15 protein-coding genes and 1 pseudogene are annotated in these 17346 nt (G+C 57.9%); 7 read left to right on the forward strand and 9 right to left on the reverse strand.

Annotated features, from left to right (window positions below):
• Position 1: 1 nt before the first annotated feature.
• Genes TU81_RS25480 through TU81_RS25495 form a run of 4 tightly spaced genes read right to left on the reverse strand, consistent with a single transcriptional unit; the run spans position 2 to position 7745 of the window.
• Positions 2-4576 carry an alpha-2-macroglobulin family protein gene (locus tag TU81_RS25480; protein ID WP_082157880.1) on the reverse strand — a complete coding sequence of 1525 codons (4575 nt, stop codon included), beginning with the start codon at positions 4574-4576 and terminating at the stop codon, positions 2-4.
• Positions 4573-5211: a DUF1175 domain-containing protein gene (locus TU81_RS25485; RefSeq protein ID WP_038982697.1), complete on the reverse strand. Its 639-nt coding sequence runs from the start codon at positions 5209-5211 to the stop codon at positions 4573-4575. Before TU81_RS25485 ends, TU81_RS25480 begins: the two co-directional genes overlap by 4 nt.
• Positions 5208-6920: a DUF2138 domain-containing protein gene (locus tag TU81_RS25490; RefSeq protein ID WP_048397188.1), complete on the reverse strand. Its 1713-nt coding sequence runs from the start codon at positions 6918-6920 to the stop codon at positions 5208-5210. The genes TU81_RS25485 and TU81_RS25490 overlap by 4 nt, the downstream gene beginning before the upstream one ends.
• A gap of 33 nt (positions 6921-6953) precedes the next feature.
• A complete protein-coding gene (locus tag TU81_RS25495; RefSeq protein ID WP_008008415.1) occupies positions 6954-7745 on the reverse strand; it encodes a YfaP family protein in 792 nt (263 codons plus the stop codon).
• A gap of 430 nt (positions 7746-8175) precedes the next feature.
• Between TU81_RS25495 and TU81_RS25505 the strand changes: the two genes are divergently transcribed.
• Positions 8176-8922 (forward strand): SDR family oxidoreductase, encoded by a 747-nt coding sequence (locus tag TU81_RS25505; RefSeq protein WP_048397193.1) that lies wholly within the window; start codon positions 8176-8178, stop codon positions 8920-8922.
• A gap of 203 nt (positions 8923-9125) precedes the next feature.
• On the opposite strand, the gene TU81_RS25510 is transcribed toward TU81_RS25505, so the two are convergent.
• Entirely contained in the window at positions 9126-10025 is a 900-nt protein-coding gene (locus TU81_RS25510) for an alpha/beta fold hydrolase (protein WP_048397195.1), read from the reverse strand.
• 360 nt (positions 10026-10385) lie between these two features.
• Positions 10386-11744, reverse strand: coding sequence for an MATE family efflux transporter (locus tag TU81_RS25515; protein ID WP_048397198.1), 1359 nt, complete (start codon positions 11742-11744; stop codon positions 10386-10388).
• A 233-nt stretch (positions 11745-11977) separates the two neighbouring features.
• Here TU81_RS25515 and TU81_RS30970 point away from each other — a divergent pair, with 233 nt between their 5' ends.
• Entirely contained in the window at positions 11978-12451 is a 474-nt protein-coding gene (locus TU81_RS30970; RefSeq protein ID WP_170287829.1) for a beta family protein, read from the forward strand.
• Entirely contained in the window at positions 12373-13038 is a 666-nt protein-coding gene (locus TU81_RS30975; protein ID WP_170287828.1) for a beta family protein, read from the forward strand. Before TU81_RS30970 ends, TU81_RS30975 begins: the two co-directional genes overlap by 79 nt.
• Here TU81_RS30975 and TU81_RS25525 read toward each other — a convergent pair.
• Positions 12990-13667, reverse strand: a complete 678-nt coding sequence (locus TU81_RS25525; RefSeq protein ID WP_170287827.1) for a sce7726 family protein — start codon at positions 13665-13667, stop codon at positions 12990-12992. The two genes, TU81_RS30975 and TU81_RS25525, sit on opposite strands and share 49 nt — an antisense overlap.
• Positions 13668-13973: 306 nt before the next feature.
• Between TU81_RS25525 and TU81_RS25530 the strand changes: the two genes are divergently transcribed.
• From TU81_RS25530 to TU81_RS25540, 3 genes are all read left to right on the forward strand, one after another.
• Positions 13974-14246 (forward strand): hypothetical protein, encoded by a 273-nt coding sequence (locus tag TU81_RS25530; RefSeq protein ID WP_048397200.1) that lies wholly within the window; start codon positions 13974-13976, stop codon positions 14244-14246.
• A 100-nt stretch (positions 14247-14346) separates the two neighbouring features.
• The gene (locus tag TU81_RS25535) at positions 14347-14754 is read left to right on the forward strand and encodes a hypothetical protein (protein ID WP_038982705.1); all 408 of its coding nucleotides are present in this window, start codon (positions 14347-14349) and stop codon (positions 14752-14754) included.
• A gap of 9 nt (positions 14755-14763) precedes the next feature.
• Complete coding sequence (locus TU81_RS25540) at positions 14764-15081, forward strand: DUF6966 domain-containing protein (protein WP_038982706.1); 318 nt, start codon at positions 14764-14766, stop codon at positions 15079-15081.
• Positions 15082-15211: 130 nt separating this feature from the next.
• On the opposite strand, the pseudogene TU81_RS25545 reads toward TU81_RS25540, so the two are convergent.
• A pseudogene (locus tag TU81_RS25545) lies at positions 15212-15560 on the reverse strand (helix-turn-helix transcriptional regulator); the annotation flags it as partial.
• Between the two features lie 158 nt (positions 15561-15718).
• The gene (locus TU81_RS25550) at positions 15719-16108 is read right to left on the reverse strand and encodes a MerR family transcriptional regulator (protein WP_038982707.1); all 390 of its coding nucleotides are present in this window, start codon (positions 16106-16108) and stop codon (positions 15719-15721) included.
• A 74-nt stretch (positions 16109-16182) separates the two neighbouring features.
• Here TU81_RS25550 and TU81_RS25555 point away from each other — a divergent pair, with 74 nt between their 5' ends.
• The gene (locus TU81_RS25555) at positions 16183-17262 is read left to right on the forward strand and encodes an SDR family oxidoreductase (protein WP_048397202.1); all 1080 of its coding nucleotides are present in this window, start codon (positions 16183-16185) and stop codon (positions 17260-17262) included.
• The last annotated feature ends 84 nt before the right edge of the window (positions 17263-17346 follow it).

The following is a 17346-nucleotide window of genomic DNA, read 5'->3' on the forward strand; positions in this document are numbered from 1 at the left end:
GTCAGTGAACCGTGACCTGACCGAGTGCCGGCTTCTGTTCCTGAGCCTGGTTCTGCGGTGCGTAGACTTGAGTGAAACGCACCGGCGGCAGATTGAACTGGCCTTTTTGCGAGAAGCGCACCAGATGACGCAGGCGCAATTCACCGCTCAAGGCATCCACCGGGATCGCGTAGGCCAGTTGCCCCGGCTCGAAACGGGCCTTCTCCAGCGAGGTCGGCTCGGTGCCGGCCTTGCCCATCAGCTTGATGCCCCACGTGGTGCGCTCGACGTCCGCGCCCGGTGGCAGCGGCACTTCGAGCATGCCGTAGCGCAGCGGTTTCGCGGCTTTGCTGGTGACGATCACTTCGTCCAGGTACAGACTGTCGCTGGACAGCGGTTTGCTGCCGACGGCTTCGAGTTTGAATTCGAACGCTTCGTCACCCGGCACCAGACGCGACAGACGACGAGTGATGGTCACGGCCATCGGGGCCACTGGCGGTTGCTTGCTCTGGAAGCTCAACGCCGCGCGAAGCGGGCGTTCTTGCTCCCCGGTCAGCGACAACACTGTCGGCACGGGCGCAGCCCCCTGCCACGTCCAATACATCTCACCGGTAGCACTGTGTTGTTTCTTCCAGCCTTCACCCGGTGCCAGCGCGATGGTGGGCGAGGCCTGCTCGATGCTGCGTTGCAGCCAGGTCAGCGCCAAGGCGCGTTCCAGGGTCGATTGCTGTGGCAACAAGCGTTGCAACAGTGCTTGAGCGTGAGCCTGATCGAAGGCTTGCAGAGACAGGTTCAAGGCTTCGACAAACGGTTGAGAGCTGACGGCCACTTGTTGTTGCGCAACTTCCAATTGACCGTTGAACGCCGACGGCAGATTGACCTTGGCCTGACGCGCCAACGAGGCGGTCAGCACTCGAGCGCTGGCCAGGCCCAACGCCGAATCCGGATCGCTCATGACCAGGCTCTCTGCGCCATCGTCCATCATGCTCGCCGCATGGCCTTCGCCGGCTTTCACCAGATCGTCGATCAAACCGCTGAGCAGCGTGTTCACCGGCAATTGCATCTGCTTGGCAAACGACAGAATCAACGCCCGCTGCAACAGCGGCGTGTTCTGCGCTTGTTTGGCGTACACATCCAGCACCCGCTGCCAATGCTCCGGCGGCAGGCTCAGTTCCAGCGCTTTGCTGGCGTGCCAGTCGGCGTAATAGGCGTAAGCGGTGAGGAACGCATCCGGCTCACCGTCGTAGCCCCACCAAGTGAAGCTCGCCGACGGGCCGGCCATTTGCACCAGCCGCAGACGGCTGTTCTGCATGATCAGACGCAAACGATCGCGGATCTGCGGGTTCGACGACAAGGTCGGATAAGCGATGCTCAACGGCAGCAAACGACTGGCGGTCTGTTCGACACCGCCGTACGGATAGCTCAGCAGATCATCAAGCGCCGAACGGAACAGCGCTTGCGGGCTGTCATCCAGGCGCAGGCGAATATCCGTGGCGTCGGCCGGCAAGGTCAGCGGCGTATCACCGCTGGCCACGTCCAGGCTTTGGCTCTGAGTCACCTGCCAGCCTTCGCCGGTCGCGGTCAGGCGCACCGCCAAGGCATCAGCGGTTTTGCCGTCCTGCACCAGCTCGGCGGTCCACTCGCCATTGGCCACTGTGAACGCCGGCAATGCGATGTAGTTGATGCCGTTGTTCAACGTGACCGGCACCCGTTGTTCGGCGCCAGCGTAATGAATCACCAGCTCAGCCTTGACCGGTTTCTCGGCCTGACTGAAAGCGAACACACCGAGATCCGGTTTGTCGCCGTTGCGGAACTTGCTCGGGCCGCTCCACTTCAGGTACAGCGGTTTTTCCGAGCGAACAAATTGCTTCTTCTGCCCGACCTGACCGTCATCGGCAATGGCCCGAGCAGTGATGCGCCAGCGGGTCAGCGAGTCCGGCATTTTGAAGGTGAAGCGGGTTTTGCCGTTGGCATCGGTGATCAATTCAGGCTGCCACGCGGCGGTGTCGACGTCTTCGCGACGTGGCCGCTCCAGCACTTTCACGCCACGCTCGCTGCGGTTGGCTTTACCCGGTGCGCCTGGGCTGCCCGGCAATGCCACGTCGTAGCTGATGAACGACAAACTGGCACTGGTGCGCACGTTGTTGCGGCGTGGGTGATAGAAGAATTGGTCGATGGTCGGCGCGACTTCCGGTTGCAGCGCGTAGACCATTTCATCGACCACGCTGACCGTCAAATGCGCAGGAATCGGCTTACCGGCGAACTGCGTGGTCAGGTCAACCGACACGGTATCGCCTGGCTGATACGCCTCTTTATCGGTGGTGATTGCCACGTCGATTTGCGGCGCAACCACTTTGATGCCGGCGTTCTGGAAGCTGTATTGGCCACCCTTGGTGTAAAGAACCGAGAACGTCAGGTTCGGCGCGAAGTTGTCCTTCACCAGGATGCGCGCGCGGTATTGGGTGTCGCTGATTTTTTCCATCTTCAGCCAGTCGCTGCCCTTGGACAGCAGCGCAGTGGCCTCGACCTTGTCACGCTCAAGCGACAACAACGCATCGATAATCGGCTCGGGGAAAGTGATCAACGCGAGGGCTTCGTCGCCGGCCTTGTACTCGGGTTTATCGAGTACGATTTCCACGGTGCCGGGCACCGCTTTGACGCCATCGCCAGTGACCGAATGACCGGTCGCGCCAAGCACGCGGCCATGGTCATCCTTCAGCGTCAGGTTGTAAGTGCCCGGACGGTCGAAGGCCAGGGTGAAGCCTTTATCTTTTGCGGCGAGTTTACCTTCGCCAGTGGTCTGATCTTCGAGTCGCACCCAGCTGTAGCTGCTCGGGTTGACCGCTTTGCTCTGCTCGCTGCCACCTTCGTTGGCATAGCTGAATGCAACCTTGCCGCCCACCGCGCTGAACCGCTGCGGCGCGCTCAAGCGGAAACTCGCAGCACCACGGTCGATGAGGATTTCCTTGGTGGTTTTGACCCGATACGCCGCACCATCGCTGGCGAACACGGTGAGCATGTAGCGGCTCGGTTTCTCGGCAGCGGGTAGATCAAGGCTCGCGTTGCCTTTGGCGTCAGTGGTCAGTTCGGCGCTGGTCAACTCCACCGGGAATTGCCCGAGGTATTGCAGTTCGTTATCGACCATCGACAATTGTTGGGCGCGCAGGCTCAGGCTCAACTTGGCATTCGCAACAGGTTTGCCGTCCGGGTACAACAACACCAGACTGCCCTTCACCGGTTCGCCGGTGCGGTAATCCTGCTTGGCCAGGTTCAGGGAAATCTCGAAGTGCGGCTTGATGTATTCAGCGACACGGAAGGCACTGCTGTAGGCCTGATCCTTGTAGTTGAAACGCAGTTCATAACCGCCCGCCACCGCGTTGTCCGGCAACTGGAAGCGACCCTGAGTGCCGGCCTTGGAATCGAGCTTCAGCGCCAACGATTGCAGCGCGGTGCCAGTGGCGTCGAGTACGGTGACGTTGACGTCGGCAGCGGTCGGCGCCACGGAATCCCGCGCATTCTTGAACTCGCGACCGACGATTTTCAGCGACACCCAATCCCCCGGCCGATACAGCGGTCGGTCGGTGAACGCATAGAGTTTGGTGTCGTAGATTTCGCTGTCGTAATAGAAGTTCTCGGAGACGAACACTCCGCCCTCTTCGTCCTCGCCAATCACGAACGAACGCTCCGGGCTGACGTGTTTCAGACGCAGCAAACCATCGGCATCAGTTGCGCCGCTGCTCATCACACCCAGGCCGTCGGTCCACAGCACATTGACCTTGGGCACCGAACTGCCTTCGTGTTTGCGCGCGGCCCACACCAGCAATTCATCGCCGGCAATCTTGCTCACGGCCACGGTGTTGGAGACGAAAACCATGGTGGTCGCGCGGTACTTGCCGATCAACGCTTCCACCAGATACAGGCCCGGTTTCAGGTTGCCCAACGGAATGTACACGTTGCCCGGCGAGACACTGACGAACTCGCTGGAAGAACCGGCCAGATTCACACCCTCAGGCGGCTGGATCGGTTTGGCTTGCCACAGCGGATAACGGAATTGACTGACCACCGGCAGGCCCGGAATCAACGCGAACTGGGGCTGAGCGTCGTAAGGCGTTGGTGCGGCGATGGCGGTACCCATCTTCAGTTCCGGCACTTCCTCGGTGACTTGTTTGCGCGACTCGTAGGAAAACGCCCGCTGCATTACTCGACGGGATTTGCGGTACCAGTTATCCCACAGGTACGCGAGGGTGTTCGACAGGCCTTCGCCCTTGAACTGGCCGTCACTGACCACGCGGTGCAGGTTCTTCTGGCGCTTGAGAAAATCCAGCGGCTTGTCGATGCGATACACACGAATGTCCGCGCCGCCGTAAGGCTCCATGCGGAACCGGCGGTAATCGCGGCCCGGCGCTTCGAGGCGAACCATCGCCTGCTCGTCGCTGGCGAAACTGCTGTCGGCCAGCAGGAAGAAACTCTCACCGGTCACCGGCGTATAGCCGCTCGGCTCGACGGAGTCTTCGGCATTGACCGCGGCCAGCGGCATGAACAAGGCCAACAACAAAGGCAGTTTTGAGCAAATGCGCAGCATGCGGGCACCGATCATTGGGAGAGGAAGTTCAGTCGATAGACGCCGATGAAGTTGGGGTTGGCTGCGTCGGGTATCCATCGGGTGTCCTTCCATGTCATGAGTTGTTGCAGGCTTGCGGAGCGCATGCCGTTGTCAGTGGGGGTGGTAGTGCCGGTGTGATAGGCGATGAAGCGGCCCATCCAGATCATCAGGTGCTGGTCGTCACCCTGATCGAAAAACATCAGGTCGCCGGGCCGGGCCTGGGACAGGTCACGGCCGATCAGATGACTGTTGAACTGAATCAGCTTGATCGCGTTGACGTAAGGCCCGACCTTGCCACCACCCTGCTGCCATTGCTGGGCGAGGCCGCGCTGGGCGTCGCTCAATTGCAGTTCCGGCGGCAGGTAGCGATTGGACAGGCCATTGCTGCGCAGCCATTTGTCGTCATGGACTTTCAGCGCTTCGTTGGCGGCAAACCGCACCAGCCCGGCGCAATCCTGCTGATACCAGCGCGGGCTCGGGCCTTGGGTCAGTTGTTCCTGGGCGATGCGCACGAACCAGGCGCGGAATACCTGGGATTGCTGCGGGTCGAGCGCCGGGGCTTCGCTGGCAAAGGAACGAGTCCCCAGCAGCAACGCCAACAGGCCGAGGCCTCGGATAAGTGCGGTCACAGGGCTTTCCACTCCAGCGGCAGCCACTGCCAGTGGCCGTCGGGCTCGCTGCCTTTAGGCAAGGTCAGGGCATATTTGCCATAGCCGCCGAGGGTGCGCAGTTTCGGGATCAGGTAGGTTTGCGCGGCGTTGTAGAACACCGGCTCCATGTCCTGCGGCAGGCTGTCGAGGGTTTCCTGTTGCATCAGCTGCGCCATGGAATCCGGGTCGAAATAGATCGGCATCAGCAGGTCTTTCGGCACTACGTCAGCCATGGGCGGGAAACGCTTGTCGAGGGTGCCGAGGGCTTTGTCGACCAGTTTGTCGTCGAGGGAAAACAGCAGCGTCGAACCGTGGCGCGCCAGGCTTACGCGCATAAAGGCTTTGCCGGTGATCGCGTCGGGTTGCTCGGCATCCTTGGCTTTATAGGGACCGAAGTTGGAGCTGACCTGACGCTGCCACTGATGGGTTTGGCCTTCCTGTTTTTCGACCACCGGGAACGCCTGATCAGGGACTTTGCCTTCATAGGCGCCGACCATCGAGCCGAACAGATTGCCCAAGTCGCCGTCGAGTTTGGCGCTGTCATCATCATTCAGGCTCGCCACCAGCAGCGGCGTGTACAGCCGCGAGTCGGCGTACCAGCACAGGCCGGCGGCACCGGCCATGTGTTCGGTCAGGGCCTGGGCCACGGACTCTTCGGCGCCGAGTTTCACCAGCAGCGGTTTCTGTTGTTCGGCGGCCAGTGGCAAGGTCACGCAGGCGCTGGCGCCCATGGGCATGGCTTGCCAGATCGGTTTGAAGTCGAAGTCCGGCTGGCTTTCCAGTTCGTCCATGGCCAGAAAGCTGTGCCAGCCCTTGTCGTCCATGTCAAAACGCAGGCCGGCGAAGTTCGGGATGAAGCGCTGGTAACCCATGGCCAACACGCTGGAATTGACCGAGAGGCGCTGTTTCACCTCGGGCGTACGCGGTGGCAGGCCGAAGGCTTCGGGGAACAGTTTCTGGCCGCCAAGCAACGCTTCCAGGGATTCCGTCGAGACCATGCCGGGCTCATCGACCGGGCCGTGTCCGGCCTCGTACAGCTTCGCCGGGTTGGACAACACCACCAGTTTGTCGCCATGGGACGCGAACAGCAGCGCTTTGCTGTTGTTGTAAGTGAGCTGATACAGCGGCACCACATCGCCCGCGACCTTGATTTCACTGAGCCGGCTCAGCTGCGTATCACCCAGCGCCACTTTCGCCAGCGGCTCCAGCACCTTGGCCAGCCCGCCGCGATCCATCACCAACAGGAAATCCTTGAGACGTCCATCCGCCCCGCGCCACAGCGCCACATCCGCCGGCTGATCGAACAGCTGCTCGATCAGGCTGTCCTGCAGCTTCAGGTCATGCTCGTAAATGATCCGCCGCAGACTGCCAATCAGCCCAAGGCGATCCGCATGCGCTTCGTAATAGAAGACGAAATCTTCGGTCAGGGTTTCCTTGAGAAACGGCACCGCCAGCAGATCCTTGGGCAACTGGCTCAGGGAATGGGTTTCGAGCAAACCGTCCGGTCGGCTCATGCCCAGTTTGTCACTGGCCAGTTCCGCAGGCGGGGCTTTGGGTTTGTTCAGGAACCACCCCAACCCACCCGCCACGCCGGCCACCAGGCACAACCCGACCAGCAGCGCCGGCCAGCGACGGGAAGTGTTGGCGGCAGGTGCGTCAGCGGCCGGGGAAACAGTCTTATCACTCATGTTCAAACCCAATTCATCCGTGGTGCGGGATGTTTAATAGTTGAAAGTCTTGACCAGCAGCAGGTCGCCGATCGCCCGCAAAGGCACGATGAAGGTCTCGCGTTTTTCGTCGACGGTGTTTTCGTTGAGCACCAGATTGATTTGCGAGGTGATCACCTCGTTCTGGTTGCTGGTCTCATCGAAGTTATAGCCGCCGCTGCCGAAGTTGCCCCAATAGTTCACGTAAACCAGATAAGTGCCATGCATCGGCGCGGTCATGGTGAACATTTCCGGGCCGGGGCCATCGACCCCGTCCGGGTCCAGGCCGCCGCCATTGCTCATCGCCGGGCGAGCCCAGAACGCATGCTGGCCGTCGGGCGTAATAATGTGCAGATCGAGTTCGGCCTTGGGATCGTCCCAGCCCAGCACCACGCGAATGCGCGCCGGCGTGCGCAGGTTGTTGGCTTCATAGAATTGAACACGCTTGAGCGACTTGCCCTCGGAACTGCGCACTTCGACGCTGTTGGACCCGGCGCCGAACGCATACGGCCGGGCAAAACGCCCTTGGTCGTCGGTGTACAAATTCAGGGGATTGCCGTTGACCGCCAGGCTGTGCGGCGGTCGGAGCGTGCCGAGGGCCTTGAGCTGGCCTTCGATCATCGTGCGATTGCGCTGCACGCCCCGGTCGATGGGCGGCGTGGGATAAGCAACTCGAGGGTTTTCACTGCGGTCCAGCAGGCCGTGATAGCGCCAGCCACCCACCGGCTCCGACAACTCGGCCGTGGGCTCGGCCCAGGCAACCTGAGCGCAGACCAGCGTGATCAGCAGTGAAAGAACACAACGCATGTAACGCCTCCTGCCATGCATAACGAAACCTGGCGCCCAATCCTCGGCGCGGTGTTTGACTTTGACTGTTGGACCGTCGGGCTTCAAAAAATGAGGGGCCAGACGCCTAATGCCCGTTAAGGCACGGAACCTGTGGGAGCGGGCTTGCTCGCGAAGACGGCGACACATCCAGCATTGCTGTCGCCTGATACACCGCTTTCGCGAGCAAGCCCGCTCCCACATGGATTGCGCTTAACTGACTGGCATTGGGCCAGATGCCGGCAATATAACATTGCCAGCCGTCCATTTTTCCGCTCTTTTTGTGAACCAGACGGTCTTTTTCCGATAACCCGATCGTCGCCCCCGCCACCCTCTCGCGCATTCAGGGTCTTTAATGGTTGCAGGATTCCAAGCCACCGCAGCCCACTGCACATGCATCGGGAGACTGGTCATGAAAATCGTCGTCATTGGCGGTACCGGGCTGATCGGCAGACACCTCTGCAAAAACCTGCAAGACCTGGGACATGAAACCCTGGCCGCCTCACCAAGCACCGGCGTCAACGCCCTCACCGGCGAAGGATTGCAAGAGGCCTTACAAGACGCCGACGTGGTGGTCGACGTGGCCAATTCGCCCTCCTTCGAAGACGCCGCCGTGCTCGAGTTCTTCGAAACCAGCGGGCGCAACCTGCTCGCCGCCGAGAAAACCGCCGGCGTCAAACACCATGTCGCCCTGTCGGTGGTGGGCACCGAGCGCATGCTCGACAGCGGTTACTTCCGGGCGAAAATGGCGCAGGAAACACTCATCAAGGACTCAGGCATTCCCTACACCCTCCTGCGGGCCACGCAGTTCTTCGAATTCATCGGGGCGATTTCGCACTCGGGCGTTCCGGACGGCGATACCGTGCGCCTGACCACCGCCGAGCTACAACCGATTGCCGCGGTCGATGTCGCGACGGCGCTGGCGAAAGTCGCCGTGCAAGCACCGAGCAATCAGACCCTGGAAGTGGCCGGTCCTGAGCGCTGGCCGCTGGTGGAATTCGTGCGCCTGTTTTTGCAACACACCAACGACCCGCGCCAAGCCCAAGCGGACACGGTCCCCTACTTCGGTGCGCCAATCGATGACCATTCGCTGACGCCGGGAGAGCACCCCATCATCGGGCCGACGCGCTTCGAAACCTGGCTCAAGAGCAGCGTTTGATACTCAAATGGGTAATTGCACAGACTTGCCCACCCATTTGCATTCGACTGACCAGTCATTTGCATCGGAATTGACCATCACGCTTCGTGACCATGAGCGGCAGAGAACGGCCAGAAGCGGACGGTCAGTGACCCGCAAGCACAGCAACGAATCCTCTGCCCGTTTACGGCGATTCGTCACTCTAGCAACCCCGCTGCCGCCGCTCACTGGTTCAGGAACTTGATGACAGCACCGGCGAACAGTTCTGGCTGATCAAGCATGACGAAGTGAAAACTGCCGTCAATGCGCCTGAAGCTGATGTTTGGGGTCGAGACATAGGCGTTACGGAACATTGCATCAACGTGGGACGCATGTACGCCGTATAGCAGGTCGTAGGCATAGACGACCTCGACCGGCACCCTGATGCGTCCAAGCTCAGGCCGGAGGTCGGTGACCATCAGTTCATACGTGGCATTGGCCATGGTCTTTCGGTCCGAGCTTATTCCCGCTGCGGCCAGGCCAGGCCTGACCGCTTCAGTTTTGGCGAGACGGGCGATGGATGCATGCTGCATGGCTTTCGCCTGCTCAGGCGTTGCCGCTAACATTGCAGCGCGCATCGCAGCAGCGTGCGGGGTCGCCGTTTCACTGGTCGCGGAGGGGTCAAACAGCAACGTATAAAAGGGCAGCGCATCGACAATCATCAGGCGTCCAACTTGGTCGGGATGACGAGCACCTAGCATCAGTGCCACCTCACCACCCAACGAATGACCGATGATGACCGGCGCCTCGATGCGCTGGCTTCGGATATATTCAGCGATTGCCTCGGCCGTCGGCGCTGCTACTCTCCCATCTGGATCGGATACGGCAGGCGAGCCGGCAAAGCCAGCTACCTGTACCAGATGGAGACGGTGGCTCTGCCGTAATCGGGAGGCCAAATCAGCCCATACTTCGTAGGACGACGCCAATCCTGGAATTAATATAATGTCTGTTCCCGAGCCTTGGACCAGCACCGAGATACCACCCTGGTTAATAGTTCCTGGCGGCAGGGACGCAGGCTGGGCTGGTGATGTTGACACCAGCGCCAACGTGGTGCCGATCCCAGCAAGGATCATTCCCACACGCATGACGTTCCCCTTTTAGCGCAATGCGAAGTGACATTTACGATGTCACGGTCGCCAATCACACCGACAAGTAGGCAGCTTAAGGGGTTCATAGCCATTCCTTTGACCGAAAAAATATTGCCACTATACGGCGCACGAAGGCGCCAGGAAACTATCCCCGCCTGCAATCCTTAGCGTCCGCTTTGGGTTGTGGATTGCTGCCTGTCGCGAAGGGCTGCAATGCGTAATTCTCTGCCGATCACGGTTACGAAGCATGACGGTCAAATCCCATGTAACTGGTGGTCAGATGCGATGCAAATTATTGGTCAGGTCGAATGCAAACAGGTGGTCAAGTGGAGTGCAATTTCGCGCTCAAACGAGGCCCTACACCAACCGCTCAATCTTCTGATGCTGCCAGACCATTTTGTAATACAGCGTCTGCAGGATCAGCATGCCCAGATAAGCCACCGGAAACGCCATCCAGACACCTTGCAGCCCAAAGCGCGCATCCAGCAGATACGCCACCGGCAACTGCACCCCAACCACGCAAACGATTGAAACCGCCATCGGCACCAGCACCGTGCCACTGGCGCGCATGATGCCGCCGACAATCGCCTGAAAACCAAACACCAACAGGCTCCAGAGCATGATGTGCAACAGATGTTCCGCCATCGCCCGCGTGGAATCATCCGTGAGGAACAACCCCAGCAACCAGTGCGACAGCAGGTAACCCAACACCACCAAACCACCGGTCAGGCACACGTTGATCAAAAGCCCCGTGCGCAAAATCGGCCCCATGCGCTCGATACGCCCCGCCCCAATCGCCTGCGCGCCGAGGATCGACGCCGTGATCGCAATCGACAGCGCCGGGAACTGCACGTAATTAACGATCTGCGTCACCGCCCCATACGCCGCCGTCGCCTGAGAACCGTGCTGGTTCACCAGCGCCAGAATCACCAACTCCGACAGCGATAAAACCACCATCTGCAACCCGGTCGGCAGCCCGATGCGCAACACCTTGCCGAGGATCTCCAGATCCAGCCGCATCGCCGCAAACATCTCCCGATCCGGCGCCAACGGATGCCCCTTGCTAATCAACCGCCACGCCAGCCACGCCATCGCCGACAAGTTACCCGCCAACCCCGCCCACGCCGCACTCTGAATCCCCATCGGCGGCAGCCCCAACCAACCGAGAATCAACGCCGGCGTCAGCGCCAGCCCGACACACGTCGACACCACCAGCGCCAACAACGGCGACACCGTATCGCTCACCCCACGCAGCAACTGCGTGAACAACACAAACACCAACAGCGACGGCAAAATCCACATCATCACCTGCGCATACGCCACCGCATCGTCCAGCACATCCACCGGCGTCCCCAAACCCTGCAACGCCGGCCGCGCAAACACACTGCCCAAGACCGCCGCCACCAACCCGATCATCGCCCCCAACAGCAATGTCGAACCGGCGATAGCCTTCACCAAATGCGGCTCGCGAGCGCCCCAGGCTTGACCGATTAATACGCCAGCGCCAGCGCCGAGGCCGATGACCAGGGCGATGAAGAAGAACACTACGGGGAACATGCCCGATACCGCCGCGAGAGCCTGGATGCCGAGCATTTGGCCGATGTAGATGCTGTTGATGGTGCCCGACATGGATTGGAGGAAGTTGGAGAGGACCATGGGGGCTAGGAACAGGAGGTAGGTTTGCCAGAGGGGGTGGGATTTGGTGGGGGTTTGCATGAGTAGAAAAGTCTCATATGAGTGTAGGACGCTACGCAATCGGGGATTGTAAATGTATTTTCGAAAATATGAATGAATGAAACTGATGCCTTGAAATGGTATTTCTTTGAATGTCCGTAGGAAATCTAACCGGAAATACGCAGATACATCACTTAGACCCCGGTATCGGAAAAGGCATCTACGCTCAATTCACCTCTAGTCGAGCTAGACTCCACCACCAAAGGAAGGTACGCATGCTTTACATACCGTGCATGAAGGTAGGCCAAAATGATGTGAAGGCACTGATAAATCTGGAAGAACATCGTAAAGAACTGGTATCACCACTTCTCAACATGAGAGGCAAAGAACGTAACCTTAATGATTTTCTTGTAAATTGGGGCAACCATCCTTATTTGATGGACGTATCTAGATCGCCACAAGACATCGCAGATGAAGTTATAGCAGAAAGAGACTTACACAATCCCGCCAATCACTTCGAAAACAAACGAATTTGGCTCACCGAGTTAAAAACTCAAAACAACTCCCTAATACCAGTTGTATCCTGGCTGGACACGGACAACTCACGAGACGTCATACAACAAACAAGACTGCTATTAACAGAGTTTGAAACCATCGCCATCAGGGTTATTTGCACTCCCGAAATAACAGGAGCCAGCTGGACAGGGCAATCAGCATTCTTGACGCCATACCGACCCCAGAAAACATAATTGTAATCCTAGACTTTGGAGATAGGTCTCCAATATCCACCATTAACGGTGGCACACTCGATCACAGCTTATCTACCTTGGATACTTACGGGGTTCATAGCGCAACTCTTATCAGCTCATCCTTTCCGAGCCAGAAACCTCAATCAGGAAGTTCCGGCACAGCCATTTGTCACGATATAGTTTGGCAAACTGAAGCAAAACAACTGAACGGTGCAATAAATTTAATTTACGGCGATTACGCAGGCACAAACCCAGGCGCCGCTGTGGAATATATTCCCGGCATGGCCGTCATACCTTTCGCCAGTTACTACGCACCTAATGAATGGTGGTTGAAGCGGCTAGGAAGGGATAAAGAATTTGAAAACTACGTTCAGTTAGCAAGAGACATTCGTCAGTTACCCGACTACCACGGCGATGACTTCTGCTGGGCGACCAGAGAGTATGGACGTATCAGCCAAACTAGTGAGCGGTATGGTAACAACGGAGTGTGGAACGGCCTAAGAGCCAATCAACATATTTGTGCGACGCTCCAGTTCCTTCAGCTCGAAGATGATGGCGACAACGTGTCCATCGACGACATATTCTGACCTACAGAGTAACGAACCTTCAGCCTGCTTAAAACCTTATCTCGAATAAGCTCCCACTCTAGCGCCTCGGTCACTTCGAGGCGCACTTCCTTTATCCTCATAGTACTTTTCGTTTCAAGTTGAAATTCTTTGCAAATCTCATCTAATTCCGACCGCCACAAAAGCCCTGTGAGAGTAAATTTATCGCGCAATTTATTGTGAGTGGCTTTCCTGACCACAGCGATAGATCCAAGATCATCAACCACAAGAATTCCGACGCTCCGATGAGTTACGCCGAACGCTTTCTCTATGTGTTTGGAATGACAGCAAAGCCAAACCTGATCAAAACAACTGAGATATGCATCTTGCTGCCCTTCCCATCGGGACAAGCTATCTGAGGCTGATTTTATCTCGAACGCCGTTAGCTGGCCGTTGGCATGCACAAGATCTGCGCGCCTTGCTTTGTTGATGAAGCAAAGCTCCCCAATGAAGACATCGCCCTCACCATGAGGCATGGTCTTGGCGACCCATTTTTTGAGCAGTTCGCGGATATGATCTGGATTGTGCATGGCGCAGGAGTATAGCTTCTCTCCCCTCTGAAACCTATGCGTCATATGATTCCAAAGAGACGCAAGGAACGGTTCGTCCACCACTTCCTACAACAAGTTCAGCCCCCTGCACCTTGCCCGCCTAGCCCGTTGACGCTTATAGTCCGCCCGTCGCCCAAATGGCGACCAGGTTTGGCGACCTGTTCGATCGGGTGCAAAAGCTCTGTGCTTTATTGCAGATGCTGTTGCACGCTCGCAAAGCTGTCTTTATGGCAGCTGTGCGCGGGAGACCTTCGGGTCTGCCGGTATTCCGATCCCGGTTCGCCAACCTGCGTACAGCTGTCACCCATTCGTTTGGCGACGATTTGAGGGGCAGTCAACCTTTGCATTTGATCGGAGTTTTCAAACATGGATAGATACATGCCCCTCACCGGAATCGACCTGATCCCGGCCTCCCTGCTCATCGATACCCAAGCTCCGCTCGACGTCCTGCACGCCATGGCCGACTACCGCATTCGCACGGTCACGCAGGTGCTGGAAAACATCGCCTTCCGCGCCGAGATCGGCTGCGACACGGTGGTGCTGTCGGACTTTTCCAAACTGTTGGCCATTCCGTTGCGCGATGGCTGTGACTTGATGGATGTGATCGGCCGACGCTTGCGGGCGCAGGCGGCGGAGTAAATGAAAACGGGTGCCTTGCGGGCACCCGTTTTTTTGTCGGAGAACGCTCAGAGGCATAGAATCCATCGCGCATCTCGCCCCCACTTCGCAAGGACAGTGAATGCCCTCCCATAAACGCCTTGGTAGCGTGTGTCATAGCCTCGCTCACCATGCCGCCAGCTCGCTGTCCTATGTCCATCCCCATCTAAGTGTGGCGTTACGACCGTTGAGTATCAGGGCTGCGGCAGTTGATCTGACGAAACAGGATCCCTGTCCTCCGGAGCTGAAAAGTCATCTCTATTTGTCCAGCGGACTCAATGCACTGAAAGCGCGATTCGAGGAAATCCTTGGACGGGAAGGATTCACTCTGTCAGAGCTTCAAGAGGCGACGGTACTGTTTAACTACGATCAGAACAGGCTCGATGACTATTGCTGCGAGTGCCACGCGAGGTTGGTCAGCCTCAACGGCCGACAGTACCTATCGGCAGTCAATTATCTGGGCAAATCCATCGTCCCGCAGTTTGAGTGATTTAAAAAAATGGGACCAAAGACCGAACAACTGATTTGCGTGCTTGATCAGCTCGCCGTCGTGCTTGAAAGCGATGGTGCCACCCACTGGAGCCAGTGGATGCGCAAAGCACGAGCACACTTGCTGAACGCTGATTACTACGGGGTTGAATATCTGCTGTCAGCCTACGGCGGGATGGGCTCGTTCAATGACCTCATTCTTGGCCAAAGCAGCGTCGATGGCGTTTTTGCCTGGAAACCTGGATACATTGAGCTGAATGAAAAGTTCGATTCACTAAGAGGTGAAGCCGCAACGCTCGCCAATGCAATTAAACGTGCTCAAGACTGAAAAAGAATCCGTCACCCATTTCGATGACTTGACGGATGTGATCGGTCGGCGCTTGCGGGCGCAGGTGTCGGAGTAAATGAAAACGGGCGCCTGAGTGGCGCCCGTTTTTGTATCCGCGCACCGGACCTTCTCACGCTGATTGTCTGCGCCAAGTGCCAGGCGATGCAGCGAACTGGCGTTTGAATGCGCGACTGAACGCAGCTTCGGATTCGTAGCCCACTGCAAAGCCGATTTGCGCCACATTACCGCGACCTTCGCGCAGCTGTTGAGCCGCCACGTGCATACGCCAGAGCGTCAGGTATTGCATCGGTGGCTGTCCGACCAATGCCGTGAATCGCTCCGCGAATACCGAGCGCGACATGCCCACTTCAAGCGCCAGGGCTTCTGCAGTCCAGCTCGGTTGGACGAGCATGGAGCAGCGCCAGTGCGCGCCCGATATGCGGATCTCGCAAACCCGCCAGCCACCCGCGCCGCTCAGGGGTAGATTCAGGGACAGACCACGGTACTGATGCTGACAGGCAGCTTCTGGCAGGTAACAGCCCTTCGCGAGAGTCACCAACCGGCCGATTCTGTTGAAAAAGTAGCTCCCCTTTCTGGCCTGCGGCAAAATCGCTGCATTGGCCCCGATGCTGACAGTTCAGTTGGAAGAGTTGCTCAGTTGCTGAAGCTCAAGTTGCTTGGCAGCACTGGCTTCGAGGGTTGCACGCTCTTCATCCAGATACCGATAAATGCTTTGAAGGTTGGCGATTTTCTGTTTGAGTTCTGCCATCTTCTTTTCAATTAGCTTCGCGCCGTCAGCACAATCGATCAGCTTGTTCCGCTGCGCATCCAGAATCTCGCCTATTTCCCCCAGGGAAAACCCCATGCTTTGCGCGCGCTGGATAAAGTCCAGATCCTGCAGAGTTTGCACTGTGTAAACGCGATAGTTGTTGGTTTGCCGCAGCGGTGAGATCAGGCCGATTTGCTCGTAGTAACGCAGCGTATGGCGGCTGGCGCCGCTGCGGGCCTCGAGTTCGCCGATTTTCATGAAAACACCGCTTGACTGTAGAGTTGGGTCGATAGTTTACGCTTGATTTCTCACCTTCAACAAGGAACAGGGAAATGAGCGTGGAGTGCTTTGTCACGGGGGGGACCGGCTTCGTCGGTCAACATTTGGTGGCGTACCTGAGTGCAAAAGGTCACACCACTCGGGTGTTGATGCGTCGCCCGGAGCGACTGGCTGCGCTGCGGGAGCAAGTCCATAATTTGGGAGGGTGTGCAACCCGGGTATTTGCTGTAGCTGGCGATCTGGAACGGGACAACCTCGGGCTGAGTCTTGCTGACCGAGAAGTGTTAAGGCACGCCAGAGTCATATTCCACTTGGGCGCCCACTTCGCATGGGGGCTTTCAGTTGAGCATTCCCGTGCGGTGAATGTGGAAGGGGCAAAGCGCGTGGCGCTGTTGGCGGCTGAGCAAAAAAGCCGTTTAGTGATGATCGGCGGCTACATGTTGAAAAATCATGAACATCTGCAACGCATCGGAATTGACCCTCGTCATCCGGAGCTGACGAATTGGCCTGCCGTCTACCAACATGTCGGTGGCTACGAGGGAAGCAAGCTGGAGGCGCATTTTGCGACGCTGGAGGTCATGTCCGCCAAGGGCGGGGAGATTACCGTTGTCCACCCTGCAACTGTCTGTGGCCACAGCCGTACGGGGCATATCCTTGACGGTCAGCCGCTGGTGGAGCTGATACGTAACCTGGTGCAGGGAAAGCTGACTGCAGTGCCCGGTACCGCCGAGCACTGGCTGCCACTGGTCACCGTGGATTACCTGGTTGAGCTGGTGGCAGTTTGTGCTTTTGATCCTGCCATGGTGGGCCAGGAACTGCTGGCGCTTGATGATCAAACTCCTAACTTGCGAGAACTCCTGATACAGGTGGCACAACCTCTGGGCTTAAAGTCTCCCAGGCATCACATTTCACTCCGACTGCTGAAGTGGCTACTGAGTATTCCTCCGGTCGCGTCGTTTTTGAATACAAAACCCGAAGCCTTGGACTTTATCCAGACCACTCGTTTTAATACAGCGGCGGTCGAGCAATTTGCCAACAGGCATGGAATAGCCAAACCGGATATACGTCAGTCTTTGCAGCACACTGCAACGTTCGTCAACTCATATTGCATAGCCAAGGGCCAGGCCCTCTGACCTCTCCCTTGGCGGCGACAGAAGGCGAATATCATCCTTATGGGCGACCCAGCGCTTATGCCACAATAAATACCGGGGTTGGCG

The sequence above is a fragment of the Pseudomonas lini genome (genome assembly GCF_001042905.1).
Lineage (GTDB): Bacteria > Pseudomonadota > Gammaproteobacteria > Pseudomonadales > Pseudomonadaceae > Aquipseudomonas > Aquipseudomonas lini.

Excerpts from the sequence above, each read along its gene's own strand:
- TU81_RS25480 (WP_082157880.1), bottom strand. The coding sequence starts at position 4,576 with ATGATCGGTGCCCGCATGCTGCGCATTTGCTCAAAACTGCCTTTGTTG.
- TU81_RS25490 (WP_048397188.1), bottom strand. The coding sequence starts at position 6,920 with ATGAGTGATAAGACTGTTTCCCCGGCCGCTGACGCACCTGCCGCCAAC.
- TU81_RS25495 (WP_008008415.1), bottom strand. The coding sequence starts at position 7,745 with ATGCGTTGTGTTCTTTCACTGCTGATCACGCTGGTCTGCGCTCAGGTT.
- TU81_RS25505 (WP_048397193.1), top strand. The coding sequence starts at position 8,176 with ATGAAAATCGTCGTCATTGGCGGTACCGGGCTGATCGGCAGACACCTC.
- TU81_RS25510 (WP_048397195.1), bottom strand. The coding sequence starts at position 10,025 with ATGCGTGTGGGAATGATCCTTGCTGGGATCGGCACCACGTTGGCGCTG.
- TU81_RS25515 (WP_048397198.1), bottom strand. The coding sequence starts at position 11,744 with ATGCAAACCCCCACCAAATCCCACCCCCTCTGGCAAACCTACCTCCTG.
- TU81_RS30970 (WP_170287829.1), top strand. The coding sequence starts at position 11,978 with ATGCTTTACATACCGTGCATGAAGGTAGGCCAAAATGATGTGAAGGCA.
- TU81_RS25530 (WP_048397200.1), top strand. The coding sequence starts at position 13,974 with ATGGATAGATACATGCCCCTCACCGGAATCGACCTGATCCCGGCCTCC.
- TU81_RS25535 (WP_038982705.1), top strand. The coding sequence starts at position 14,347 with ATGCCCTCCCATAAACGCCTTGGTAGCGTGTGTCATAGCCTCGCTCAC.
- TU81_RS25540 (WP_038982706.1), top strand. The coding sequence starts at position 14,764 with ATGGGACCAAAGACCGAACAACTGATTTGCGTGCTTGATCAGCTCGCC.
- TU81_RS25550 (WP_038982707.1), bottom strand. The coding sequence starts at position 16,108 with ATGAAAATCGGCGAACTCGAGGCCCGCAGCGGCGCCAGCCGCCATACG.
- TU81_RS25555 (WP_048397202.1), top strand. The coding sequence starts at position 16,183 with ATGAGCGTGGAGTGCTTTGTCACGGGGGGGACCGGCTTCGTCGGTCAA.